16 protein-coding genes are annotated in these 25,740 nt (G+C 49.6%); 8 read left to right on the top strand and 8 right to left on the bottom strand.

Features of this window, described 5'->3' with window-relative positions; all coding sequences use genetic code 11:
• Positions 1-41 precede the first annotated feature (41 nt).
• Positions 42-1,106 carry a Gfo/Idh/MocA family oxidoreductase gene (locus WBJ53_RS27845; protein ID WP_338872396.1) on the bottom strand — a complete coding sequence of 355 codons (1,065 nt, stop codon included), beginning with the start codon at positions 1,104-1,106 and terminating at the stop codon, positions 42-44.
• Between the two features lie 71 nt (positions 1,107-1,177).
• On the opposite strand from WBJ53_RS27845, the gene WBJ53_RS27840 reads away from it, so the two are divergent.
• Positions 1,178-2,554 (top strand): DUF4932 domain-containing protein, encoded by a 1,377-nt coding sequence (locus WBJ53_RS27840; protein ID WP_338872394.1) that lies wholly within the window; start codon positions 1,178-1,180, stop codon positions 2,552-2,554.
• Here the strand turns inward: WBJ53_RS27840 and WBJ53_RS27835 are convergent, their stop codons facing one another.
• Together WBJ53_RS27835 and WBJ53_RS27830 are read right to left on the bottom strand one after the other, a co-directional pair.
• Entirely contained in the window at positions 2,555-3,586 is a 1,032-nt protein-coding gene (locus WBJ53_RS27835) for a galactitol-1-phosphate 5-dehydrogenase (RefSeq protein ID WP_338872392.1), read from the bottom strand.
• Positions 3,587-3,653: 67 nt separating this feature from the next.
• A complete protein-coding gene (locus WBJ53_RS27830) occupies positions 3,654-5,246 on the bottom strand; it encodes an AAA family ATPase (RefSeq protein WP_338872390.1) in 1,593 nt (530 codons plus the stop codon).
• Positions 5,247-5,430: 184 nt separating this feature from the next.
• Here WBJ53_RS27830 and WBJ53_RS27825 point away from each other — a divergent pair, with 184 nt between their 5' ends.
• Positions 5,431-6,294, top strand: coding sequence for a hypothetical protein (locus WBJ53_RS27825; protein ID WP_338872388.1), 864 nt, complete (start codon positions 5,431-5,433; stop codon positions 6,292-6,294).
• Positions 6,295-6,657: 363 nt separating this feature from the next.
• On the opposite strand, the gene WBJ53_RS27820 is transcribed toward WBJ53_RS27825, so the two are convergent.
• The 4 genes from WBJ53_RS27820 to WBJ53_RS27805 form a co-directional block, all read right to left on the bottom strand.
• On the bottom strand, positions 6,658-6,801 hold the full coding sequence (locus tag WBJ53_RS27820; RefSeq protein ID WP_338877246.1) for a DUF433 domain-containing protein: 144 nt from the start codon (positions 6,799-6,801) through the stop codon (positions 6,658-6,660).
• A 116-nt stretch (positions 6,802-6,917) separates the two neighbouring features.
• Entirely contained in the window at positions 6,918-9,374 is a 2,457-nt protein-coding gene (thrA, locus tag WBJ53_RS27815; RefSeq protein ID WP_338872386.1) for a bifunctional aspartate kinase/homoserine dehydrogenase I, read from the bottom strand.
• Positions 9,375-9,599: 225 nt separating this feature from the next.
• A complete protein-coding gene (locus tag WBJ53_RS27810; RefSeq protein WP_338872383.1) occupies positions 9,600-10,103 on the bottom strand; it encodes a DUF4126 family protein in 504 nt (167 codons plus the stop codon).
• A 63-nt stretch (positions 10,104-10,166) separates the two neighbouring features.
• Complete coding sequence (locus WBJ53_RS27805; protein WP_338872380.1) at positions 10,167-12,137, bottom strand: glycoside hydrolase family 97 protein; 1,971 nt, start codon at positions 12,135-12,137, stop codon at positions 10,167-10,169.
• Positions 12,138-12,537: 400 nt separating this feature from the next.
• Between WBJ53_RS27805 and WBJ53_RS27800 the strand changes: the two genes are divergently transcribed.
• The 6 genes from WBJ53_RS27800 (at position 12,538) to sprA (ending at position 25,353) form a co-directional block, all read left to right on the top strand.
• Complete coding sequence (locus tag WBJ53_RS27800; protein WP_338872378.1) at positions 12,538-13,257, top strand: ferritin-like domain-containing protein; 720 nt, start codon at positions 12,538-12,540, stop codon at positions 13,255-13,257.
• Between the two features lie 14 nt (positions 13,258-13,271).
• Positions 13,272-14,015 (top strand): ferritin-like domain-containing protein, encoded by a 744-nt coding sequence (locus tag WBJ53_RS27795; RefSeq protein WP_338872376.1) that lies wholly within the window; start codon positions 13,272-13,274, stop codon positions 14,013-14,015.
• A 152-nt stretch (positions 14,016-14,167) separates the two neighbouring features.
• Complete coding sequence (locus WBJ53_RS27790) at positions 14,168-15,526, top strand: neutral/alkaline non-lysosomal ceramidase N-terminal domain-containing protein (protein ID WP_338872374.1); 1,359 nt, start codon at positions 14,168-14,170, stop codon at positions 15,524-15,526.
• 115 nt (positions 15,527-15,641) lie between these two features.
• Complete coding sequence (gene ruvA, locus WBJ53_RS27785) at positions 15,642-16,238, top strand: Holliday junction branch migration protein RuvA (RefSeq protein ID WP_338872372.1); 597 nt, start codon at positions 15,642-15,644, stop codon at positions 16,236-16,238.
• 90 nt (positions 16,239-16,328) lie between these two features.
• The gene (gene add / locus WBJ53_RS27780; protein WP_338872370.1) at positions 16,329-17,327 is read left to right on the top strand and encodes an adenosine deaminase; all 999 of its coding nucleotides are present in this window, start codon (positions 16,329-16,331) and stop codon (positions 17,325-17,327) included.
• 349 nt (positions 17,328-17,676) lie between these two features.
• Positions 17,677-25,353: a cell surface protein SprA gene (gene sprA / locus WBJ53_RS27775; RefSeq protein ID WP_338872368.1), complete on the top strand. Its 7,677-nt coding sequence runs from the start codon at positions 17,677-17,679 to the stop codon at positions 25,351-25,353.
• Here the strand turns inward: sprA and WBJ53_RS27770 are convergent.
• Complete coding sequence (locus WBJ53_RS27770) at positions 25,337-25,738, bottom strand: MerR family transcriptional regulator (RefSeq protein ID WP_338872366.1); 402 nt, start codon at positions 25,736-25,738, stop codon at positions 25,337-25,339. The two genes, sprA and WBJ53_RS27770, sit on opposite strands and share 17 nt — an antisense overlap.
• Positions 25,739-25,740: the final 2 nt, after the last annotated feature.

Here is a 25,740-nt window from a genome sequence, read left to right as displayed (position 1 = left end):
TGACTAATTAACCAATGACCAATGACTAATCAACCAATGATTTAAAACTTCACCGGTAGTCCGGTTCGTGTTGATTCGTAGATGGCCTGAAACAGGGCCACTACGTTTCGGCCGTCTTCGCCCGTAACGGCAGGTGGGCGGTTTTCGCGAATGGCGTCGCAGAATTCGGCAATCTGCAACCCAAAATAGTAGACCGTTGCATCGATGGTGTTGAAGAATGCCGTGTCTTCGGCGATAAATTCGGCCAGTTTGTTTTCTTCGCCCGGAACGGTCCATAAATCGTTGACCGGCGGATCGGTGATTGACGATCGACCCGCAATAAACAAGGCACCGCCATCGGTCTGAACGCCTACCGAAGCGCCATTCTCGCCATGAACGTGGACTTTCCCAAAGATGCCGGGCTTCTGCGAGTTACTGACGATGATATTGCCCAGACCCCCATTTTTGAACTTGATGATAGCTAGTGCTGTATCATCGACTTCGATGTAAGGGTGGTTCAGATTTCGCCAAACGCCATACACTTCGTCGATTTCGCCCATATACCACAGCAGCAAATCCAACTGGTGGGGCGACTGATTCACCAGCACACCACCGCCTTCCTGGGCCCAGGTGCCGCGCCAGGCGTCACTTTTATAATACGCTTCGTCGCGCCAGCCGAGCATCTGGATAGTGCCCAGTACAGGTTTACCAATTTTCCCCTCATCGATTGCCCGGCGAATGCGCTGACTAGGTTCATAAAAACGCCGTTGACTGATCGTGCCCAGATAGCGACTGTTACGTCGGGCGGCTTCAATCATGGCATCGCAATCGTCGAGCGTCGATGCAAGTGGTTTTTCGGATAATACATGAGAACCTGCATCCAGAGCTGCTATAGTTGGCTCGCGGTGGGCGGGATGAGTCGTACAGACCAGACACAGATCGACCTTTTCGCGGGTAACCATTTCCTGCACGTTATCATAAGCGCGGATGTCATAATGCTTCGCAAACTCTTCGGCTTTTGTATAGGTACGTCCATAAACGGCTACGAGCTTCGCATCAGGAACTTGTAAAGCCGCTTTGGCATGTAGGTGGGCCACTTTTCCAGGCCCAATGATGGCAATGTTCATAAACGATGATTTGCTTTCAGGTGTATGGATTTTTCCCTAACATTCGGGACAGTTCCAGCCATAGTACCTAAATGAGAGTAATTGCTGTTTATCTACTGATCTTTTTACGAATAATTGATGGATTTGCGCAAACAAAACCAATTCCGACCATTCATACGAAGCAAAATTTCCTGATTATGTATCTGGATGGTGAACGCGATAAGCTCAATGGCATCAATCAAACTCTCAACCCATTCAGCTACAATTTCGGATTAACCAAGCCATCGGTTCCATTTAGGCTGGTTTCGGAAAAAGACTCGATTTCGATGTTCATTCGATACGGGGAAACAACCGATTTTCGCGTGATTCGGGAGGGAAAAGGTGATACGTTACTCTGTCATTTTACCAGCCATGAGTTTGTGAAAGCGGCTGTTTTTACGGATACCTACAAAAAAGCAAACGAAGGCAAAACGGTTGTAGAAATACCAGAAACGTATGAGTTATTCAATATAGTTGTGGCCCTGACTGAGTACGGCAAAACGGAAGCTGTCTACAAAAAAACGGATTATTACCAGTCGATGATGCAGCAGTTTACGCCGTATAAAAACCATCCGGCTGTTCGCACGCTCGACTCGTTGCTAGCTAAATCGGGCGACAGCTATCATCCGCTCAAGATGGATAGTTATGCCTATTGGTTCGAGGGTGATCAGATTCGTAAAGGGGGTATTTATGACCGGGTTAGCTGGGGCGACATCAATGAACTAACACCTTATGTGCCACTCCTGGAACAGTTTGCTAAACAATCGGGCTTTCGGGCGTTTTACCAGAAAAATAACCAATACTACCAAAGTCTGATCCTGGATTTTCAGAAAAATGTAGACGTGGCAGCCATGAAAATCTGGCTGGAAAAACAATTTCCAGCCACACACTATTCGGCCGTTAAGGTTATTTTTTCGCCGTTGGTAGGCTGGAATCAGTCGGCGAATCATTTCAGCGATAACGGATTCACCGAAGCTCAGATGCACATCAATTTTCCATTTATCGGGCAGAAAAGTCAGCCGGCAGCCATCGCGCGTGGGCAACGGATGACCATTGCCTTTACAGAACTGAATCATAGTTATCTGAACCCCGAAGCAGATAAGTATGACGAATCAATTTCGGCAGCATTCGGCGATCTGTCGAAGTGGACGACGCCCAATACGCCTTCGTTGTCGTATGGTAATGCGCTTTCCTGCTTTGAAGAATATATGAATTACGCGCTGGTTACACTGCTTTATTACGATTTGTTCGATACCGAAACAGCAGAGAAGCTACGTCTGTCTACCGAAAATGGCATGGTGCAAAATCGGGGATTTCGGAAGTTTCGGGAGTTTGATCAGGAGCTACTTCGGCTATACAAAACCAGAAAACCGGGCCAGACCGTTGCCGATCTTTACCCGGCTATTATCGCGTGGTCGGCAAAGCAGTGATCAGGGTTTCAACACAACTTTGATAAGCCCTTTTTCTTTGTCATAGAGTCGGCGGAACCAGTCGGCACCCTCTTCCAGTGGCACTTCGGCGCTCAGAATAGCTTCAACATTGATGCGGCCTGAGGAAATAAGCGACAGAGCCGCTTCATATTCGCCATTGATCGCACAGGAGCCCTGCAATCGGAGTTGGCGGGTTACGACGGCCTGCAATGGAATTTCGATGGTAGGAGCCAGATTGCCAACCAGGGTGACAGTTGCTCCTTTTCGGACGCACTCGATCGCGGTTTTGACCGTAGGTCCGGCACCTACAACTTCGAAGGCTACATCGGCTCCGCGCCCGTATGTGAGCGCCTGTACCTGACTGGCCATGTTGCCTGCTTTGGCATTGAACGTATGCGTAGCGCCCAGCGATGTGGCCAGGGCCAGCCGATCGTCGTCGAGGTCAATGGCGATAATGGAGCCGCAGCCCGCTAGTTTCAATGCCTGAATTACAAACAGCCCAATCATACCCGCGCCAACAACTACGGCCGAGTCGTTGACCTGAATGGGCGTTAAGCTAACAGCGTGCAGAGCCACCGCTACCGGCTCGACCAGCGCAGCCTGCGTAAACGAAACATTATCGGGAATGGCATAGAGGATATGCTGAGGAACGGCCACATATTCGGCAAAAGCCCCCTGGCGTTTAAAATCGGGAGTCGATACGCCCACTACTTCGCGCCCGTCGCTGAGGTTGTACATGCCACGTCGGCTATACCAATCATCGAGCGCATAGACTGTGGAGTCGAACGTGACGCGGTCGCCGGTTGACCAGTTTTTTACCTCGGAGCCAACGTCGGCAATGATGCCGGAGGCTTCATGCCCCATCACAATGGGTGGGATTCGTCGGCCGCTGCTGCCATCCATGCCATGAACGTCGGAGCCGCAAATACCTACGGCCTGAACCCGTACCAGCACCTCGTTCGGCTGAATCGTTGGTTGAGGCAAATCCTGAAGAGCGAATTGATTGTATTCGGTTAAAACGAGGGCTTTCATAAGTCGAAATGAGCGGTTATAAAGCCGCTTTTTATAGTAACTAAAGCAGCTTTATGACCGCTCTACTTTATTGTTTCTGGTAAATCTTGCTAAATGACTCGATTGGTACCTGATCATATTCCCCCTGGCGTAAATATGGGTTTATTTCATAGGTAACAACCTCATCGACTGTGTCGGGGATTTCGCCAAATAGATTAGTACTTGCCGAAGCGGTATAGTTCTTTTTTACCCAGATGAGCCGTTGGTCGGGTTCTTTACCCCAGGCTGGGTTGTCGCCTAATACTAACTGAATTTTGGCCCAATCGTTAAAAAAATATTCCTGAAGCAGTGGAATGATGCGATCCCGGAAGGCATCGCATAGATCGGCATGGTTTTCAATATGGATCAGGTAAGCGTGGCCAATCTGATGGTCGCGGTCGAGCAGGTATTCGATGCGTTCGTTAATGGTTCGAAGCAACTGCGGCAAATCGATGCCATCGACAATAGCCAGCACTGATGGGTCGGGCACTACCTCGCGGAAGGCGAACCGCCGACGCAGGGCAATGTCCAGCAAGGCAATCGAACGGTCGGTGGTATTCATGGTGCCGATAATGATCAGATTCATTGGAACGCCAAACCGCTCCTGCGAATAGGGTAGCGTTAGCCAGAGTTCACATTCAGCACCGAGTCGTTTGTCGGCTTCGAGCAGCGTAATCAACTCACCAAATACACTGGCCACATTAGCGCGGTTAACTTCATCGATAAGCAGATAGTAAGGTGGAGCTTTTCGAAGGCGTTGCATTCGGTTTTCGGCCGTATCGTTCAGGCAATCGGCCAGCGTGCCATAACCCGCCAGATGAACGGCGGACAGGCAGGCTTTGTAGAAAATTCCTTTACGAACCCGATAACTGATCTGATTGCCAATCACCTCTGGCCGAATCCCTTCAACAAATTCTTCATAGCTATACGATGGATGAAACGTGATGAGGCTTGAATTGCTGTCGTGCAGGTAGGGTTGTAAGGCAAAGGTTTTGCCGGTTCCCGGCGGCCCGAACATGATGAGGTTGCGGGGTTGGCTCTGCGATTCGAGCACAATTTCATAGTCTGGCTTGGGTTCTTCGACCGAGTGACCATTAGAAATTCGTTCGGCCAGCGCAGGGTCATTGGCCAGCCGAATCAGATCGCTCAGCAGTGCTTCGTCTTCGGCAGCGCGGTATACATCGGCATTATGTCGGGCCGAATGCGGGCCACGTTTGGTACTTTCGACCAGTTCGAGCAGGCAATCTTCCCAGCAGGTGCGAATGGTTGGCTGCATCAGCAGGTGCACATTCGACTGCCCGATAATAACGGCCAGGTAGTCGGATTTTTCGGTAATCGGTTCAAAAGCCAGTTCTTCGATACCTTTCAATCGGTCCTGACACGATTTTTTTATGGTTAGGTGATATTCCACTTCACCGCGTCGTGGCTTTTGAATACGTAAGGCCTGAAAGAAATTAATGTCAGCCGAAATCACGGCTTTTTCGCGCCGACCAGGTGCAAACGCCAGTCGTGCATCGCCGTTGGGCAGGTTAATAATGTCGATCAGCTCTTTCAGTAAGCCAAAGAACCGCCGGACCGCTTCAGGATGACTGATGGCCCGGATGCTTTCAATAAGTGGCTGCTGATACGTTTCTGTTAGCACGTAGTTGTCAATGGTTATTGGACATTAGTCATTGGTTAATTGGTCATGAGTTAGTGCTTTACCAATGACTAATACCAATTAACCAATGGCCAATGACAATTGCGAAACTACAATTTTTTTATGGGTATACCTTAGGTAAGACTACTTGCTAACTATACATTTGCTATTGTATATCCGGCTATTTATGAAAACTAAATTTCTACTGATTCCCCTGTTTGTTATCGTTCTGCTGGCAACGGTGCTAGGGTGTAAAGAAGACAATCCGGTCATTCAGACGTGCCTGCTAACGAGTACAACCGATCAACTGGTTGAAACAACAGGCCAACTTACCGACGAACTAAAACGAACCTTTAGTTACACAGCAGGAGCGGTGACTTCCATAGCGGAGAAGTCTAAAAATCAGGATGCCACATTTACGACCACTATGGTAAATGGCCGGATAACAACAGCCGCCAGCGCACAGGATATACTAGTACTGGCCTATGGCTCAACGACCAGCCCCACCAGTTGCACCTTTATTCGTAACAGTAAAACGATGTCGACGTTTGCGATGGACTACAACGCATCGGGACAAATGACTAAACTTACCGAAAGCCGACTCGTATTACCCACCAGTTCATTGACCCGACAGCGGGTGTACACGTTCACCTACGATAGCAATGGCAATCTGATGACCGAACGTGCTCAGTTTACACTAACCGATGGTTCAGTGGTGACACAGGAAACGGATTATACGTTCGATGCGAAGCCGTCGCCCTACAAACGGTTTTCAGAACTTCCCTTGCTCACGCTGGTGGCGCTGAGTCAGGCGGTTGAAACGTATCCGGGGCGGTTCTGGCATATCAATGCACCATTGACGTTGAAGTCCTATAATCTGACCAGTGCAGGCGTTCGGTCGAACCTGCGCGAATCGTCGACATTTACGCCTACTTACGATAGCGATAGCAAGCTGACAAGCCAGGATCAGACCGCTATGCTCTATCAGTCGAGCGTTCCTGACCCCGTAACGAAGAAAAACAAACAGACATTTACGTACCTGTGTGAGTAGCCGATAGAATGATTACTCATGGATGATTAATTCGTCATTGTTTAGTTCGATAAAGTTATAGGTTTCGAACAATTCATCAACGGTCGTAATTGTCTGTCTGAATAAGTCGAGTAAAGGCCGATTTTATATATTTCCTGTCGTTAAAAGTAATAGACGGGGAGGACGTTTGAACAATAGGTAACTGTCCTGAAAGTCAGAGTCTTTTGTTATAACAAAACGGTTATCAATTGTCGCTAGATGCTGAATCTCTGTGTCGCTTGTTTCATCTTTGCCAGGTAAATCATCCGTATGAATTACGGCATATCCTTTTTGCCGTAGTACGTCTGCCAATAAATAAGGCAGTCGTCGCATCAACTAAATAGTTCATGCGACGACTCGATGAATGCTCTTTATACTGGTTAATCGACTTGCATAAGCTAGACAGGCGCGAATATCATCTTCTTCTAAGGCAGGATAATCAGCCCGTATTTCCTGGTGAGTCATTCCAGCGGCCAGTAAATCAAGAATTAGTTCTACCGGATAACGCTTATTTCTGATAGTTGCTTGCCATGACAGATGTCGGGGTTAAGCGTAATGCGGTTCAGCAATGTATTTTCCATATTGACCGTTTTTTTTAACACAAATTACGCCAAATAGCTCCCAATACTAACCACATCGGCAAAAACACCGGAGGCCGTTACTTCGGCACCTGCGCCGGGGCCTTTCACTACCAATGGGCGATCCTTATAGCGCTCGGTTGTGAACGAAACAATGTTATCGGCTCCCGTAAGCTGATAGAACGGATGATCGACTCCAACCGCTTTCAGACCAATAGTCGCTTTGTCGTTCTCGAAACTGGCCACAAACCGTAGCTTTTCGTTCTTGGCTTCGGCCTCCGACAGCAGATTCTCGAAGTAGTTGTTGTTGCGTTCGAGTTCGTCAAAAAAGTCCTGAATCGTTGGTGCATCCAGGCAGGCTTGTGGTAACAGATTGGTGATCGTAACGTCTTCCGGTTCGAGTGGGAAACCGGCTTCTCGGGCCAGAATCAGAATCTTTCGCGCTACATCCTGACCGCTCAGGTCGTCGCGTGGATCGGGTTCGGTATAACCCTTCTCTTTCGCTTCCCGAACCACATCGGCAAAGGACGTTCCGGGTCGGAAGGTATTGAAAATAAACGACAGCGTACCGGATAGAATCGCTTCAATTTTCAGGAATTGGTCGCCTGCCGTGATTAAGCCCTGCACCGTATTGATGATTGGCAGACCTGCCCCCACGTTTGTTTCGTAGAGAAACTTGACGCCCCGGTTCAGGGCCGTACGCTGGAGCCGCCGATACTCGCTATAGGGGCCGGAGTTGGCTACTTTGTTAGGCGTTACGACCGATATGTTGGCATCCAGTAACGATTCGTAGAACTGAACAATGTCTTTGTCCGACGTGCAGTCGATGAAAACCGAGTTGGGCAGGTTGTAGTCTTTTATTTTTTCAACAAAAGCAGGCAGCGAGGTCGTAACACCTTCGGTCAGAAGCCGTTCGCGCCAGTCGTCGAGTGCAATACCTTTCGGGTCGAGCAGCATCTTTTTTGAGTTCGTCATGCCCACCACACAAACCTTCAGCAGCTTTTCAGTACGCAAAAACTCATTCTGCCGGAAAATCTGGTTCAGCAGCGTTTTGCCGATCAGGCCGGTTCCCACCAGATAGAGATTCAGTACCCGCGCTTCGGACTGGAAGAAGATGTTATGCAGCGAGTTAAGGGCTTTCGACAGGTTGTTTTTGTTGATCACTACCGAAATATTGATTTCCGACGAACCCTGCGCCACGGCTACAATATTGACCCCGTTTTTGCCCAGTACAGAAAATAGCTTTCCGGCAATACCCGAACTTTTTTTCATGCCTTCGCCTACGGTGGCAATTACCGACAGATCGCGCTCGATGGTGATATTGTCGATATGGCTATGGGCAATTTCGGTAGCAAATTCGGCATCCAGAATGGCCTTTACGGTTTCGGCTCCGCGCGGATCGATGGCAAAACAGATCGAATGCTCCGACGATGCCTGCGAGATCAGAATTACACTAATTTTATGAGCTGCCAGTACGCCGAACAATTTTGCCGATACCCCTGCTACCCCGATCATGCCGGAGCCCTGCACGTTTACAAGTGCAATATCGTCGATACTCGAAATGCCCGTAATGGTGTACTGACGGCGCTCGGCTGTGCGGCTCACTACGGTTCCGTTATGCGTTGGATTAAAGGTGTTCAGGACCCGAATCGGAATATTTCGGGCAAAGGCTGGTTGCAGGCTTGGCGGATAAATAACTTTAGCACCGAAATGCGATAGCTCCATCGCTTCGGCATAGGTAATGGTCGGAATGTTAAACGCATTCGGAACCTTACGCGGGTCGGCTGTCATCATGCCATCGACATCGGTCCAGATATCGATCAGATCGGCATTCAGAGCCGCGCCAATAATGCTGGCTGTATAGTCGGAGCCACCCCGGCCCAGTGTAGTGGTTTCGTTTTTTTCGGTCGATCCGATAAAACCCGTTACCATTTGCAGGTCGGTGGTTTTGGCAAAATGCTCCAGAATCAACTGGTTGGTGAGCGTGTAGTTTACTTCGGCCTGACCGAACTGCGCGTCGGTTTTTATGATTGTACGGGCATCGCAGAACTGGGCCGGAATGCCACGGCTTTTTGCACACTCGGTAATAACGGTTGTGGATAACCGTTCGCCAAAGCTGGTGATCAGGTCGAGCGTACGAGCCGACAATTCGCGAATCAGTGATACGCCCCGCAGCAGATCTTCCAGTTCATTAATGATGCCGCGGATGGTTGCAAAAACCTTACTTTGCTCTTTTACCGGAATCAGCGCTTTAATGACATTAAAATGCCGATCCTCGATCCGACGAACCAATTCCAGATAATCGGTATTGCCGGTAGTGGCCATCCGTCCAATTTCGATCAGTTGATTGGTAATGCCGCCCATTGCCGAAAACACTACGGCGATCTGATCGCCATTTTGGCGGTGATTTTCAATGATCTGGATGACCTGTTTTATACTCTCTACGGACCCAACCGACGTGCCGCCAAATTTCAGAACTTGCATTAGTAATGAGCGAATGAGTGAATGAGCAAATGAATGAATAGTTGGCAAGTACAGTACCAATGCACGTTTTTAGTGGGTAGTGTATCTACTATTCATAGCAAAATAGGCTGTTGATGAAGGTAGTTTTGGGAGCGCAAAGATAACAGGGGCAACAAACATTCAGGTGATTATTAACAGAAAAGGCACATCAACGATATGCCTTTTTGGGAGTTGGGTCTGGTTGGTTTATGAATTATAGGCATAAACATCCACTATTTCGCGCTGATTTATGAGTTTCCAGCCCGTTCCAACGGCAATGGCATCTTCAGCCAGCGCTACCAATGGGTCGGGCAGATCCTGTTCGTGCGTGAGCCAATGTCGGAGATGAAAAAACGCAAACGTGCCTAGCAAGGCCCCTAGCCCTCCAGCCAGCGCACCATATTCGGCCGGATGGCCATCGAGTTCGGTCAGGACCGCTCCGGAAGCCGCCCCCGACAGTATCCGGCCAGCTAAGGATATGGGCACGACCCGATCCGGTATATCCGGGATTTTATCGCCAACCAACTCACCAGCCGCCAGTACTTTCAATACAGTGGCCGTTGTGGGCGAATTTAGGATACGCAATTGGGAATCGGTAGGCAGTTGAGTGTCCATGTGGGTCAGTTTATGACTAACAAATGCGGGTGCCAGCATACTACGCATTCCGGCCACGATACCCATCTGGAAAGCGGTTAGGCAGGTTAAGATCATGTTGATTTACATTGAGTTCCTTCAGAAAAACAGTGCGTCGTCCCGTTTGTTTGATTTACGATTTTATCGCTTTCGCAACCGCATGGCCTGCCCACCTCCAGCCGCCAGTTTTAGGGTTAGTACATCGGTACGACTAAGCGTACGGGTCTCCTTTGTCAGATGGTTCGGTTCTTGTGCTACATCGGGCGCATCGGAATATATTTCGGCTGTATAGGTGCCTTCGGGCAGAAAGTCCAGACTGATTGGAAGATGGCGGGCGGTTTCGTTTGTAATGCTGCCTATGTACCAGTCGGAGCCATGGCGACGGGCAATGGTAATATGCTGGCCAACCTCGGCGGCCAGTACACGAACTTCGTCCCAGGTGGTAGGCACTTGCTGCAAAAACTCAAAACCCGGCTGATTTTTGTAGGCATCGGGATAGTCGGCAATCATTTGCAGGTAACTTTCGAGCACCACATACATGGCGAGCTGATGGCAGCGCGTACCGAACATCATTGGCCGGATATAATGCACCCGAAATTTACTGGTCGGAACAGCCCGAAACCCACCCATATGCATATCCGTTGCGCCTGCCAGCATCCGTGTGAAAGGAAAATTGATGTCGTGATCGGGCGTTACGAGCGTATCCCACTTGTTCACTTCGTAGTTAAGAGTTCCTTCGCGGGTGAGTTCATTGGGATAGGTGCGATGCATTCCGGTGGGTTTGTAGGCCCCATGAAACTGAACGTGTAGTTTGTGCTCGGCGGCTTTTTGCAGAATGCGCTCCTGAATATTCACCATTTCCTGATCGTCGCGATCCATAAAATCGACCATCATGCCATTGACTCCCCAGCGTTCATACTGCGCAAAAACCGAGTCGATATGTGGATACAGGACCGACCAGTATACCCAAACCCGAATGCCAACCCCGCGGCTTTTGGCGTAGTCGCAAACCTGTTGCATATCCAGCCCTGGAACGGGTTTCGACGCATCAGAATGGGCACCTGGCGCATACCCAATGCCATCGCTGACGTACCATTCATGCCCACCATATTCAACCACCGAATGATAGTCGATGTGGTTGTCGGCACAAAAGTCGATGTAATATTTGTTGGTTTCGAAGTTGTTGCCCGGCGCGAAATTAGTGTCAGGAACGATGGTGCCGTTCCACCACGGGAAGGTTGTTGTGCCGGGTTTTAACCATGAAATGTCTTTGATTTTTGATGGCTCGTTCAGGCTCGTCAGGATGTTCGACTCAATGAGTGTACCAACGCGGTCGCCGATGAGCATAACACGCCAGGGTGTCCGGTGTGGTAACTCCGCTTTTACTTTTATGCCTAACTGGTTCGGTAACGGCGAGAGCTGACTCATCAGCACGTTGTTTTTTTTGATGAGATACATACCTGCATAATCGCTCAGAGCTGCTTCGGTAATGGCAAGGTACTGCTTGTTGGGAAACTGAAACAGCGTGGGCATATCCATCAGCGTATCGTTTTTGATCTGGCTGAGTGGCATTGTCGTATAAAGTCCTTCGTGAGATGTGGTGAAATTGATCCTGAAGAGGGTCATGACCGTGGGGTTCTCTGCCAGCCGAAACGTAGAGTTTTCGTCCATGAGCACATAATTTGGCCAGTTGGGTTGTTTGGGAAACTCGTAGCGGAAGGCAATGCCATCATCGAATACCCGTACGGTAAGGTTGATTTGCCGGTGATTGCCCGTTTTTTCAGTTAGAGGGAAAATAGCCTCCCGGCAGTGATTACGGGCTGTTTTTACTTTCCCGACAGTCAGATCATAGGTTTCGTCGATGATGCGCAGGGCTGGCTTTTTGTAGCTAAGGTTAGGGCCGAAAAGACCGCTCCCCTGAAAATTCAGTGTAAGCTCCGAATCGTCAACGAGTGTTTTTCCATCAAAGGTAACATGATAGACTGGGGCAGCTTTTGTGAGTGTGAATGTGAAAACAATTCGCCCATTTGGCGAAGCAACACGGATTTTTTTCTGGGCCAAAACCGGCGAGAAGCAACTTATTAAGTAGAAAAGCAGATAAATGAATCTCATTGATAACCAAAGAATTAGTTGATGTATGATTGCTGACGTCAGGATTGGATACTTCTGTAGCCAGCCATCGACAACTGGCCGGTTGTGGGTATAAATCCGGTCTTTACCCAGAATAGCAAGTTTGGGCAGATCGCTGGTTGCACCTTCATGCGAGACAGATACGTAAGCAAAGGCTAAGAAATACGTTCATTTTACAATTTTTTCTGGGAAAAAGGTAGTTTGTTCAGGTAGCTACTATTCGGAATCTGATGCTCGCCTAATCGGATCGAAGTTAGGGCATTTGGTAAACCAGTCGTTCTGTTTCCTGTCTCTAATAAATCCAAGTAATGTCAGTTCCCGTAAATGTAGCGTACCGTAGAATGAAAAACGGTCTTTTCGACACATATAAAAATGATAAGTAATGCGTAAAGAACAGAACGATTCGGGCCTGACCATGCTGCCGGGTCAATTAGAACCGGTGATGGTAGGACGTCGCTTATTTCTGCGTTATGCAGGAGCCGCTGTGGCAGGAGGGGCTGTTTTGGTCTCTTGTAAAGATGAAGAGAATCCAACGACGGTGCCCACAACTGTCGATTTAGGTACGGGCGATGTCGGGATTCTGAATTATGCCTATGCGTTGGAGCAATTGGAAGCCGCTTTTTATGATCAGGTCATTAAAACACCCTATATGGGTATGACGGATGCCGAAAAGACTATGTTGACCGACATTCGCGATCACGAAATTATTCACCGGGAATTTTTCAGGGCGGCTATTCCTGCTGCCAGCCGAATTGCCGATTTAACCCCCAATTTCACCGGAATCACCTTCAGCGATCGGGCCAGTGTACTGGCAACGGCCAAAGCCTTCGAAGATTTGGGGGTTGCGGCTTATAATGGAGCTGGAAATCTTATTCAGGACGCTAACTACCTGCTGCTGGCCGGAAAAATTGTGTCGGTCGAAGCACGCCATGCAGCGGCTATTCGCGATCTGCTCAATCCAAAATCGGCCGATTTTGCGGGCGATGATGTTGTGGCTCCTACTACGGGTCTCGATGCGGCATTGAAACCGGCGGCAGTTCTGCCCACAGCTCAGCAATTTGTGGCAACGCCCTTGAGCGGAGCTAATCTTCCAACTGCATAACCTGACACAACGCTATGAATTTAGTTAAAGTAATTTCTGAACTTGAGCAGATTGACCCCGAGCTTAACGAACGGTATAGTTTCTATTCGCGCCGGAATCTGATAAAATACGGTACCAATCTGGCGGCAGCCGCTATTCCGGCATTGGTGGCCAGCACTTTCAATCAGGCATTTGCTCAGTCGACTACGCCATCGCAGGCAGCCATTGACGTGGCTAATTATGCGCTGACACTCGAATACCTTGAAGATGAATTTTACCGGATGGGCCTGGCGGCATCGGGTTTGGTTCCTGCTGCCGACCAGGCTGTTATCAGCCAGATCAGCAAGCACGAAACGGCTCACGTCAACCTGCTGAAAACCACGCTGGGAGCCTTAGCAGTAGCAAAACCAACCTTTAAGTTTCCGGCCGATACATTCACTAATTATCAGAAGTTTCTGGCTACTGCCCGTGCTTTCGAAGATACGGGGGTTCAGGCTTATAAAGGCCAGGCCGGAGCACTGATCAACGATAAAGCCATTTTGCAGGTAGCCTTACAAATTCACTCAGTCGAAGCCCGGCACGCATCAGAAATTCGCCGGATGGCGGGCCTGAAAGGATGGGTTTCCGACCCTACTCAAACAACGTTTACGCAGGGTGGCGTTAACCTTAAAAATCTTTCTGCCTTAAGTGGTAAATCGGATGATGCCCTGCGCGAAGCGTTTGATGAGCCCCTGACCAAAGAGGCAGTATTAGGCATCGTGCAACCGTATCTGGGCTAATACCAGTACGGCCACGTATAGGGAGGCCGGGAAACCGGCAAGGTGAAGGAAGGCATCGGGGATTTTCTCCGGTGCCTTTTTGTTTTCTTTTCTGATTCGCCCCTTTTTTTGTTGCTTGCGACAAATTCGCCAGCGTGGGTGGGAAAGCCGCTATGAAATTTCTTCGCATTCTTCTACGAGTCCTGCTTGGGCTTGTTATCGTACTTGCTCTTTTTCTGGCCGTTAGTCTGGCGCCAGTCGACGAAACGCCTTATCGCGAAATGCCATACTATGCCCGCACAAAACAACGACTAACCGATTTGCCAACTCCACCGCCCGGAAAAGAACCCGTGCGGGCGGGCTGGGCAAAAGTAAATATTACACCACCGTATACAACGCCTACGGGCGGGTATGGCGAACGACTCGGTAAGCACTGGACAATTGTCAGCGACTCGATCTATGCCCGCGCTATCATGCTCGACAATGGCACTACAAAAGTGGCTGTGGTGGGTTTAGATTTGGTCATTACGCCACCAACCGTAACAGAAGCGCTGAAAAAACGATTGCCGGAAGTGGGATTGCGCTGGGAGAATGTCTACATGGGGGCTATCCACTCACACAATAGTATGGGGGGATGGGCACCTCGGCTGGTAGGCCAACTGATTGCGGGGGAATACGGCGAAAAAATCGTCAACCGCATCACTGATGGGGTTCTTACGGCTATTCGGAAGGCACAGGCCACAATGGCACCGGTCAAAATTGGGTTTGGCGAAACCGATGCTACCGATCTGATCTCGAATCGACTTAGTTCATCTGGTCCAACCGGGCCGCTCGATGGAAAAATCCGGCTATTGGAGTTTCGAAAAAACTCGGGCGAATCGGCGCTTCTCTGCACCTTTGCCGGGCACCCTACACTGTTCGATGGCGACAATGCCACCTATCTTAGTCGCGACTATCCGGGGGCATTGGTTGATCGGCTGGAGAAAAAATCGGCCGATTTTGCCGTATTTCTGGCGGGTGCTGTGGGCAGTACGGCACCAAAACCAAGAGGGAAAACCGATTTTCAGGAAATTCGGAACTATGCAGGTGATCTGGCTGCCCGTATTGAACGGGTTGTGCCAAAAATTCAGCCCGAACCAGATAGCACGTTGTCGATTCTGACGTTGCCGCTCGGGCTTCGCGAACCACATCCGCGCGTTGTTGGCAACTGGCGGGTTCGGCCCTGGCTCTTTTATGCACTTTACGGCGACTATCCGTCCGATCTGAAAGCACTGCGCATTGGGCAAACCGTATTGCTTGGTACGCCCTGCGATTTTTCGGGCGAGCTGGCTGCCGAACTCAATCCATTGGCTACTCAGAAAGGGCTCAATCTGATGGTTACCAGTTTCGATGGCGGCTACATTGGCTATATTACTCCCGACCGGTACTACAATCGTCAAAGCTACGAAACCCGCGACATGAACTGGTTTGGGCCATACAATGGTGCCTATTTTGAAGAAATGATGGCTGGCCTGTTGAACAAAATCGATTAGGCCAGATCAGGGAACGACCAGCCGTTTCTGCGGGCCGTTTCTATCAAAAGTCGTACTTTTTTCGTATATTTACCTAACTATACCAGCTTCAATTCGCTGCTTTTCCGACGTCTGAATGATTGCTTATCTCGACGGAGTGCTGGCCTATAAAGAACCAACCTACGTGATTATCGACGTACATGGTGTAGGCTACGCAGTCCATATTTCGCTTCAAACCTATTCGACTCTGCCGGGCGGTGGCGAACGGGTTAAATTGTTTACGCACCACCTGTTTCGTGAAGATGCCCAAATCCTGTACGGTTTCGCCATTGCCGACGAAAAAGCGCTGTTTCTCGATCTGATCGGCGTGTCTGGCGTTGGGCCAAATACTGCCCTGGGTATGCTATCGGCCATGCAACCAAGCGATTTACGGCTGGCCATTTTGGGCGAAAATGTTCGGGCGGTGCAGGCCATTAAAGGAATTGGGGCTAAAACCGCGCAGCGAATCATTCTCGAACTGCGCGATAAGATGAAAAAAGCAGGCGTTGTTCCCGACGGACCTACCTATCGTCAGCAGGCTGCCGTAAATCCCGTTCGGGAAGAGTCGCTGGCTGCATTGGTGGCACTCGGTTTTCCGAAACCAACTGCCGAGAAGAGTGTAGACGATGCGTTGAAGGCCGACCCTGATCTGTCCGTAGAAGATGTCATTCGCAGGGCATTGCGGCAATCCTGATTGGCGTAGGATAAGTTTTTCGGCAGGATGAAGAAGATGTCAGATTCAGGCTATCCAACACAGTTTGCTCAATTACGTTGATTCGTTATAATGGATTTTACAAATTTACCCAAAGTTGAACTTCACCTGCATCTCGATTGCTCGCTGAGCTATAAGGTCGTAAAGCACCTCCGACCCGAAACCACTTTGGAGGAGTATCGGGAGTCGTTTATCGCTCCTGCCAAATGTAGCGACCTGGCCGATTTCATAACCCGGGCCATTAAGGGGATTGAGTTGATGCAGACGCCCGATGAGTTGCGCCTGGTAACGCTTGACCTTTTTGAGCAGCTAAAAGCTGACCATGTGATTTATGCCGAAATTCGCTTTGCGCCCTTGCAGCACCTCGAAAAAGGTTTGAAACCGGAAGAAGTAGTGCAGATTGTGAATGAGGCCGTTAGCGAAGGTATACAACAGACGGGGATTCAGGCCGGAGTTATTCTCTGCACACTTCGGCATTATTCGGAAGCACAGAGTATGGCAACTGTACAACTGGTGAAGCAGTTTTCTGGTACAAACATAGTCGGTTTCGATATTGCCGCCGACGAAGCAGGTTTCCCGATCGATAATCATAAAGCGGCTTTCACTTTTGCCAGCACCCATGGAATAAAGTGCACCGCCCATGCAGGCGAAGCCAAAGGAGCCGAAAGCGTCTGGGAAACGTTGACGCATTTTCACCCCCTCCGGATTGGCCATGGGGTCAGAGCAGCCGAAGATCCGGCTCTACTGGCTTATCTGAATAAAAGGCGCATTCATCTGGAAGTTTGCCCAACCAGCAATGTTCAGACGAACGTGTTCGGCTCGATTACCGATCACACGGTCGATCGCATTTACCAATCCGGGGTTTCAATGAGTATCAATACTGATGCTCGAACAATATCGAATGTAACTCTGGCGCATGAATATCAACTGCTCGAACGGGTATTCGGCTGGGGAACAGGCCATTTTCTGCATTGTAACCAGGAAGCCATCGAACATTCATTTACAACAGACGAAATTAAAGCTCGTTTGCAGGAAAAACTCGAAGCTGGATACGCAACTGCCCACCTCTGAAATTGTATTTAACAAAGGCACTAAATCGCTCAGGTGGCGTAAGCCGATGTCTGCTTTTTATGGCTTGAAACCCTGAATTGAAGGGCCGGGAATGCAAATGGGTTCGTATGGCTTCTATGAAAGTTAGATGGATAGATCATATTAATTTTTTATGCCCTGATCGGGGAGAATTAAAGTAGAGTTAAAATTGACTACTTTTACGATTGCTCGGCCAAGAACCACATCTGACGTGTGTTTGTTTGACCACTTTTAAAAAATCTATCGTTCGATTAGACGATTGGCCCGATTTTGGCCGTTTAAGGTTAGGCGTAACAACGCACTACCACTACCGAACCTGAAAGTATAGTCGATGGTGAACCCTTACCTTGTTCACAATAATTTGCTGAATACCTGTTTCCTGGCTGTTAGGAAAAGTGCGTTCGCTCGAAACGGGTCGTTGCTATGTGTACTTTGGTTAATGCTGGGTATCAATTTTAGTGTAGCCCAAAATCAGCCAACTCCGACCCGACGTGGCGCTGCTGCCCGTCGCCAACAGGCCGCTCAGGATTCTGCCCGTGCTGAAGCCCGGCGGAAGGCCGCTATGCGTACCGACTCGATCAAGCAGGCTATTCAGGCCCGAACCGACAGTATTCGGGCTGCTCGCAGCGCCAATCGTCGGCCAACGGTTAACTGGCCCGATCGTCGGGCTACGCGTTTTTCCGATCGGCCGTCGCGATCGCCGTTTATTCTGCGTGATCCCAAAGGTGTATCCACCGACTTCCTGCTCGATCCTTATGGGCAGGTAGGTGTTTCGGAGCGAGTACGCACAGGCGTGTCGTTATCGGGCCCTCCCATGCCTAACAATGTGCCGGGGCAGACCAACACATCCATTCCTGGGCCAGGTGGCACAACGGCCGTTTTCCCTGATGCCGCTACACCCAGTACAACTCCGCCCGGCATGATTTCTCCGGGTATTCCAATGCCGGGGCTGGCCTTGCCGCCGTCAATGTATGGAATGCCTTATCGGCCAGCCGAATCGATTCCTTATTCAACCTATAACGAATTACAAAACCAGCGGGTAGGGCAGACTATTCTGCGCGATTATAGTGCCCGTACTGAAGGGCAGAGTGCCGTTACGGGCCGGGGCCTGATTCCGAAACTCGACCTGCCGCCAGTCATTGATCGGTTGTTTGGCGGCAGCAATGTCGATTTTAAACCGAATGGGTTTGTGACGCTCGATTTTGGCTACCTCTATCAGTTTATCGACAACCCGGTTTTGCCCGTTCGTCAGCGTCGGAACGGGAATTTTCTGTTCAACGAACAAATCAGCATCAACTTTAATGGCAAGATTGGCGAAAAGCTGGGCGTACTGGCCAACTTCGATACCAAAGCCAGTTTCAATTTTGAAAACGCCCTGAAAGTAAACTATAAACCTGGCGGAGGATTACCGGCTTTCGGTACCGGGCAGGGGTTACCTAATTTACCTAAATTACCTAATACTCCTCAGCTACCAGGTGCCAATGGCAAGCTGCCCGGTTTTACTCCGCAGAACGAAAGTATCCTGCAGGGGCTTGAAGTGGGTAATATTAGCTGGGCAGTCAATAGTCAGTTGATTCCGGGCGTACAGAACCTGTTTGGGGTAAAATCGCAATTGCGTTTCGGTAAGCTTAATGCCACGGTCGTCTTGTCGCAACAACGGTCGCGGAAACAGGAAATCGTATTGAAGGGCGGAACATCGAACCGGCCATTCGAAATACGGGCTGATCAATACGACGAAAACCGGCACTTTTTTCTTTCTCAATTTTTCCGGAATATCTACGAGCAATCCCTGAAATCGCTGCCGCAGGTAACTTCAGGCGTAAACGTAACCCGGATTGAGGTATACGTAACCAACCGCACCAATACAACAGCCTCACTACGGAATATTGTTGGTTTCCAGGACTTAGGCGAAGGAAATCCGTATAACCAGACGAACTCCAATGTTCGGCCATTTTCGGGTAATGGCCGAACGCCTACCGATAATGCGGCCAACGGTCTGTTTGCTAAACTGACGGGTAATCAGAATGCTGCCTTCAGGCAGGTAGACCAAACAACAGACCAGCTCACAAGAATTTTTGAACTTACGAAAGGCACGGACTACGATGTACTACGGGCCTCCAAACGACTGACTGAAACCGAATATAAGCTCCAGCCCGAACTAGGTTATATTTCGCTGGTAACGCCACTCCGAAACGACGAAATTCTGGCCGTAGCCTACGAATATACTTACCAGGGGCGGCACTATAAAGTGGGTGAACTGACCGAGGACTACCAGTCGCGGAAAGACGACGAGGTGCTGGTATTGAAACTCCTGAAATCGTCGACCATTCGGAACAACCTACAGTTGCCGATGTGGAATCTGATGATGAAAAACATCTATTCGCTCAATACGTCGCAGGTGGCCCGCCAGGGATTCCAGTTGCGGATCATTTACAAAGACGACATAACCGGCATCGACAATCCGAACCTTCAGGAAGGACGTTTGACCCAGAACCGGCCGCTGGTTCAATTGTTTGGTATGGACCGGTTGAACCAGCAGTTGGATGCGCAGCCCGACGGTAACTTCGATTATGTTGAAAACATCACGATCGATAGTCGATATGGCAAGGTTATATTTCCCATACTGGAGCCGTTTGGTTCGTATCTCGACAAACAGTTTGGAGCCGATGAGGCTTCCCTGAAAGCGAAATATGTGTTCAGTACGCTCTATACATCTACCTTGTCCGATGCCCAGCAACTGGCCAGTAAGAATAAGTTTTACCTGAAGGGAGCGTTTCAGTCGAGCAATGGTGCGGAGGTGCAGTTGCCGTATGGGGTAAATGAGCAGTCGGTGTCGGTAACGGCCGGGGGTGTCCCGCTGAGTGCCGGTGTCGACTATGCCTTCGATGCACAAACCGGTCGATTGCGGATCATCAATGAGAGTGTAAGTAATTCGGGTCGCGAAATTCGGATCAGCTTCGAGCAGCCCGATTTATTCCAGAATCAGATTCGGACACTGATTGGTACACATTTAGACTATGCGTTGAGTCGCGACATTAGTTTGGGCTTCACGGCCATGCATATGAAAGAAACTCCTGCCGGGTATCTGACACGCGTGGCACTGGGTAATGAGCCAGTCAATAACACCATTCTGGGGCTTAGTGCCAATATTCGGAAAGATGCTCCTGGCCTGACCCGTTTGCTGGATAAACTGCCAATGGTGCAAACCAAGGAACTATCGACTGTGCAGTTTAATGGCGAAGTTGCCCAGTTATTGCCCGGAACAAACCAGCGAGCCCGAAATGAAAGCTATCTGGATGATTTTGAAGCAACCCGAACAATTTTCGACCTGACCCGCCAACCCATTCGCTGGCGTCTTGGGGCAACACCGCAGCAGTTCCCTCAGGGTTCGTTTCAGAACCCGTTGGAGTCGGCCTACAATCGGGCACGGATGTCGGTATATTCGGTCGACCCAACGCTATATACACCCGGTTCGCAGGGCGTTGTCTCGAACATCGACCCCGATGAGGTTAAAAAATACGTTTACGAACGCTATTTCCTGCCGCAGGATCTGTTTCCGGGTCGGTCGGTCCGGCCTGTCCAGTTGCCGGAGAGTATTCTCGACGTAGCCTATTTTCCGGCAGAGCGGGGGATGTATAACTACAATACCAACCTGAACGCCAATGGTCAATTACCTAATCCGAAACAGAATTTCGGATCGGTAACCCGAGCCATCGCTTCAGATATCGACTTCGATAACGCTAACATCGAAAACCTGACCTTCTGGCTCATGGACCCATTTGTAACGGGGGAAGCCGGTAAAATTCGGGGTAGCAGCGATCCGAATGCGCTTAATACCAACAATACAACCGGGGGTAAACTCTTCTTTAACATTGGCGACATTTCGGAGGATGTTATGAAAGACAGTCGTTATGAGTTCGAAAATGGTTTTCCAATTGATTCGACGGTTAGTTCGCGGAATCCGGGTACCGAGCAAACGGCCTGGGGGCGGGCGCCTAGCCAGCAATTTGTAACGAATGCCTTCCAGAGTGGTGATCGCAATAAGCAGGATATTGGTCTGGATGGTTTGGCAAATGCGGCTGAAAAGACCCGTTTTCAGAGTTATTTGAATACCATTAAAACCAAAGTTAGTCCAGAGGTTTTTTCTGCCATTGAGCAGGATCCGGCTGGTGATGACTTTAAGTTTTATTTGGGCGAAGAAGCCGATCAGCAGAAATACATTGTAGCACGGTACAAACAGTATATGGGCATGGAAAACAACTCGCCCGAAAATACGTCGACCAATCAGTTTCTAACCCCCGCTTCATCGACTCTGCCCGACATCGAAGACCTCAACATCGACAATACCATCAACGACAACGAAGCTTATTACGAGTACGAACTCGATCTGCGACCCGGTAAACTGGAAGTAGGCCAGAATCCGTATATCGTCGATAAGGTGTCAGTGCCATCGGAAGGCGCCCCCGGAGGTTACGTAACATGGTATCAGTTCCGGGTTCCAATTCGGCAGCCCACCCGGGCCGTAGGAGGGATCAATGGCTTTAAATCGATGCGATTTATTCGGATGTATCTGACCGATTTTGAGCAACCTGTTGTGTTGCGGTTTGCCGAATTGCAGATGGAGGCCAATCAATATCGTAAATACACCGGCGACCTGAACCAGCGTGGCCTGCAGGAAGTTCCCGAACCCTATGATGCACAATTTACTGTTTCGGCAGTTAACGTTGAAGAAAACAGTAGCCAGCAAACTTCGTCGACGGGTGCAAAATACATGTATACCGTGCCGCCGGGTTATGTTCGCGACCGCGACTATACGCAGGTAAGTACGGTGCAGCTTAACGAGCAGTCGATGCGGTTGAGCGTAACGAACCTGCGCGATGGCGATTCGCGGGGCGCTTTCCGGAACACGAGTTTCAACCTGTTGTTCCGCGAGCGGCTGAAGATGTTTATCCACATGCACAATTCCGATAACGAAAGCGGTCAGGTATCGGCTTTTGTGCGCTTAGGAACCGATTATACCGACAACTACTACGAAATCGAAATTCCGAATCTGGTAGCAACGCCGGGTAATCTGACGGGCGATCCTGAAGATGAAGGACTGCGGGCGCAGGTCTGGCCAGAAGCCAATAATCTGGACCTGGCGTTTTCAGAACTTATTACCGTAAAAGCAAACCGGAATCGGGCCCTGACTCGTCAGACATCGTTGGCTTATAGCGAACTGTCGGCCGATCAGCATTATAAAATTACGGTAGTTGGTAACCCAGATTTAAGCGCTGTTCAGTCGGTGATGATCGGGGTGCGAAACCCAAAAATTGTTGGCGATGGCGAACGGGCCAAGACCTTTACCGTTTGGGTCGATGAATTACGGGCTAATGGCTACGATCAACATGCCGGAATTGCCGCCACGGGAGTAATGAATGTGAAACTGGCCGATTTGGGAACGCTTACGGCATCGGGGCGAATAACCACGTTTGGCTTTGGGGGTGTGCAAACCCGAATTGGCGACCGGGCGCTGGAAACGACAACGGAGTTTGGATTTACATCGGCCCTGGCGCTGGATAAATTTTTTCCGCAAAGTTGGGGACTACGCATTCCGATGTATGTGAACTATGATCACCGGAATGTCGATCCGCACTTCGATCCGCTCGACCCGGATGTGCCTCTGGATATTTCGCTGTCGACAAAAACGTCGGAAGCCGAACGCGAAAATTATCGAAAACTAGTGCAGGATAACACCATAAGCCGGGGGTATAATTTCTCAAATGTTCGGAAAATAAAAACGAATCCAAATGCAAAACTGCATTTCTATGACATCGAAAATTTTTCGTTCAGCTATGCTCACAACGATACGAGACGAACAAATATTCTGACGCAGGAATATCTGCAAAATCAAACAAAAGGAGGCTTTTCCTATACGTTTAGCAGCCAGCCGAAAACGTTTGAACCATTCCGAAATAAGGCCTCATTTGAGGCTCCGTATCTGCGCTGGCTCAAAGACTTTAATCTGACGCCGTTGCCAACACTGGTATCGATTCGGAGCGATATGGACCGGAGCTTTATTAAAACTCAGTTGCGCTCATCGGATCTGACTACGAATGGTATTGTGCCGCAGTTTGAGAAGTATTTCCTCTTCAATCGTTATTACGACCTGACCTGGAACCTGACCCGTAGTCTGGTACTAACCTATAAAGCACAGGCCAATGCGATTATCGACGAACCGGCTGGCGACATCGATACCCGAGCCAAACGCGATTCGATCATCAATAGCATCAAACACCTGGGCCGGATGAAAAACTTCAATCAGGACATCAGGGCTACTTACCGCCTGCCGCTCGACAAGATTCCGCTGCTCGACTGGATGGCTGCCGACGCCGTGTATGGAGTCGGGTATCAGTTCCAGGCCAATTCATACGGCATTGCCGATTCGTCGGGGGTGCCTTTCGGGAATATAATTCGTAACAACCGCGAACGGGGTGTGACGGGCCGCGTAGACCTGATTCGGCTCTATAACAAAATCCGGTACCTTCGTTTTGTCAATACGCCCTCGCCGGTTCGGAAGAACTTTGCCCGTAACCCCGGCGATATTGAAGAAATTGAACGAAGCGAAAGCAAGGTGCTGAAAAACTTTACGCGGGTATTGCTGACGGTTCGGGGGATCAACTTCTCTTATACCATTCAGGAGTCTACCATTTTGCCGGGTTTTCTGCCTTCGCCCCGATTCTTTGGCTTGAGTAAGGAAAATGCACCGGGCCTGAATTTCGTGCTGGGTGGACAGGATTATAATATTGCCTACAAAGCCGCGCAGAAAGGCTGGCTGTCGCCGAGTACGGTGCAGAACACGGCTTTCCAGCAAAACCGCGCCAAAAATTTCAGTGCAAGAACAACGCTGGAGCCGTTTAAAGACTTCAGAATGCAGGTCGAGTGGCGGCTGACGCGCTCCGATGCCTATCAGGAATACTACCGCCCGGCTACGTCGGGAGGCCCGTTTGAAACACAGTCGCCGGTGCGGAGCGGTCAGTTTAGTATGTCGTTCTGGTCGTTCCGAACGGCGTTTATTGGGTTACGGAAAGATAATACATCGCCCATTTTCGACCGTTTCGAAGAATATCGGCAGTATTTTGTTGATCGCTTAACCAAAGCAAATCCAGATGGAGGAGGCAAATACACGACTACCTCGCAGGATGTGCTGATTCCGGCGTTTTTTGCGGCCTATAGCGGCCAGCCGAAGGAGAAAGCCCAACTGTCGCCGTTCTATAGTTTTCCGCTACCCAACTGGCGAGTCGACTATAATGGATTGTCGGGCTTAGGGTTTATTCAGAAAAAATTCAGCGCCTTTACCATCACTCATAGCTATACCTCGAACTACAGCGTAGGCAATTTTATTTCCAATCTGGATTATGGGTCGGCCTATGTGAACCTGGCGGTGCAGAATTTTGCGCCGGGGACCATTATGGATCAGAACGGCCAGATGTTGCCGCTGGCCGTAAACCAGCTTGGTCAGTACATGCCCATTCTGGCCATGAGCACCATTACTATGTCGGAGAAGTTTGCGCCACTGCTTGGGGTTCAGTTTCAGACAAAAAACCGGATCAGTGGCCGGTTAGAGTATAATCAGAGCCGCGATGTTGCGCTGAGTTTGTCGAATGCGCAGGTGGCAGAGCTAAGCAATAAAGACCTGACAGCTTCCATTGGCTTCACCCGGCAAAATGTTCGGATTCCCTTCCGAATCAATGGGGCCTACAAACGGCTGAAAAACGACCTGACGTTCTCCTGCAACGTAACCTTCCGCGATACGCGGTCTATTCAGCGCAAACTGGATGCCGAGCAAATTATTACGGCTGGTAACGTAAACTTCCAGTTGCGACCGCAGATCAGTTACGTGGTTAGTCGTCGGTTGAATTTCAATTTCTATTTCGACCGCACCTTCAATGATCCACTCGTGTCGAACTCATTCCGGCGGGCAACTACCTCTGGTGGTGTCCAGTTAAAATTCAATCTGGCAGAGTAACGAGTTGCCGGTTTTCGGTCAGGTTCGAAACCTGTAGCGAATGGCAGTGGAGTAGATCGATTTTTTTGCGTAGATACTGCCTTACGTGATCAATCTGGGCTGCCGCTTCGTCCATTTTCTGAAGCTGGGCTGTCAGAATTTCCCGTTTGTCTTCGTCTGTTAGCCGACCGGTATGCCAGTCGGCTAATTTTTCCTGTATGTCTTTTAGCGTGAATCCCATTGCTTTGGCAAACTTGATCTGAATAAGCGTCGTAATATGCGACTCCTCATATTGTCGATGTCCTTGCCGATGCTGGCGATTGCCCTGAATTAGCTTTAGTTTTTCATAGAACCGAATGGTGTCTGGCGTAAGGCCGGTTCGTTCGGATAGTTCGCGGATATACATAG

Source organism: Spirosoma sp. SC4-14 (assembly GCF_037201965.1).
In the GTDB taxonomy this organism is placed as follows: Bacteria; Bacteroidota; Bacteroidia; order Cytophagales; family Spirosomataceae; genus Spirosoma.
Note: the sequence above shows the minus strand (reverse complement) of the source record. Positions and strands in the feature narration are given on the sequence as shown.

Coding starts and splice junctions, on each gene's coding strand:
- WBJ53_RS27845 (WP_338872396.1), bottom strand. CDS start 1,106: ATGAACATTGCCATCATTGGGCCTGGAAAAGTGGCCCACCTACATGCC.
- WBJ53_RS27840 (WP_338872394.1), top strand. CDS start 1,178: ATGAGAGTAATTGCTGTTTATCTACTGATCTTTTTACGAATAATTGAT.
- WBJ53_RS27835 (WP_338872392.1), bottom strand. CDS start 3,586: ATGAAAGCCCTCGTTTTAACCGAATACAATCAATTCGCTCTTCAGGAT.
- WBJ53_RS27825 (WP_338872388.1), top strand. CDS start 5,431: ATGAAAACTAAATTTCTACTGATTCCCCTGTTTGTTATCGTTCTGCTG.
- thrA (WP_338872386.1), bottom strand. CDS start 9,374: ATGCAAGTTCTGAAATTTGGCGGCACGTCGGTTGGGTCCGTAGAGAGT.
- WBJ53_RS27810 (WP_338872383.1), bottom strand. CDS start 10,103: ATGATCTTAACCTGCCTAACCGCTTTCCAGATGGGTATCGTGGCCGGA.
- WBJ53_RS27805 (WP_338872380.1), bottom strand. CDS start 12,137: ATGAGATTCATTTATCTGCTTTTCTACTTAATAAGTTGCTTCTCGCCG.
- WBJ53_RS27800 (WP_338872378.1), top strand. CDS start 12,538: ATGCGTAAAGAACAGAACGATTCGGGCCTGACCATGCTGCCGGGTCAA.
- WBJ53_RS27795 (WP_338872376.1), top strand. CDS start 13,272: ATGAATTTAGTTAAAGTAATTTCTGAACTTGAGCAGATTGACCCCGAG.
- WBJ53_RS27790 (WP_338872374.1), top strand. CDS start 14,168: ATGAAATTTCTTCGCATTCTTCTACGAGTCCTGCTTGGGCTTGTTATC.
- ruvA (WP_338872372.1), top strand. CDS start 15,642: ATGATTGCTTATCTCGACGGAGTGCTGGCCTATAAAGAACCAACCTAC.
- add (WP_338872370.1), top strand. CDS start 16,329: ATGGATTTTACAAATTTACCCAAAGTTGAACTTCACCTGCATCTCGAT.
- sprA (WP_338872368.1), top strand. CDS start 17,677: ATGGTGAACCCTTACCTTGTTCACAATAATTTGCTGAATACCTGTTTC.
- WBJ53_RS27770 (WP_338872366.1), bottom strand. CDS start 25,738: ATGTATATCCGCGAACTATCCGAACGAACCGGCCTTACGCCAGACACC.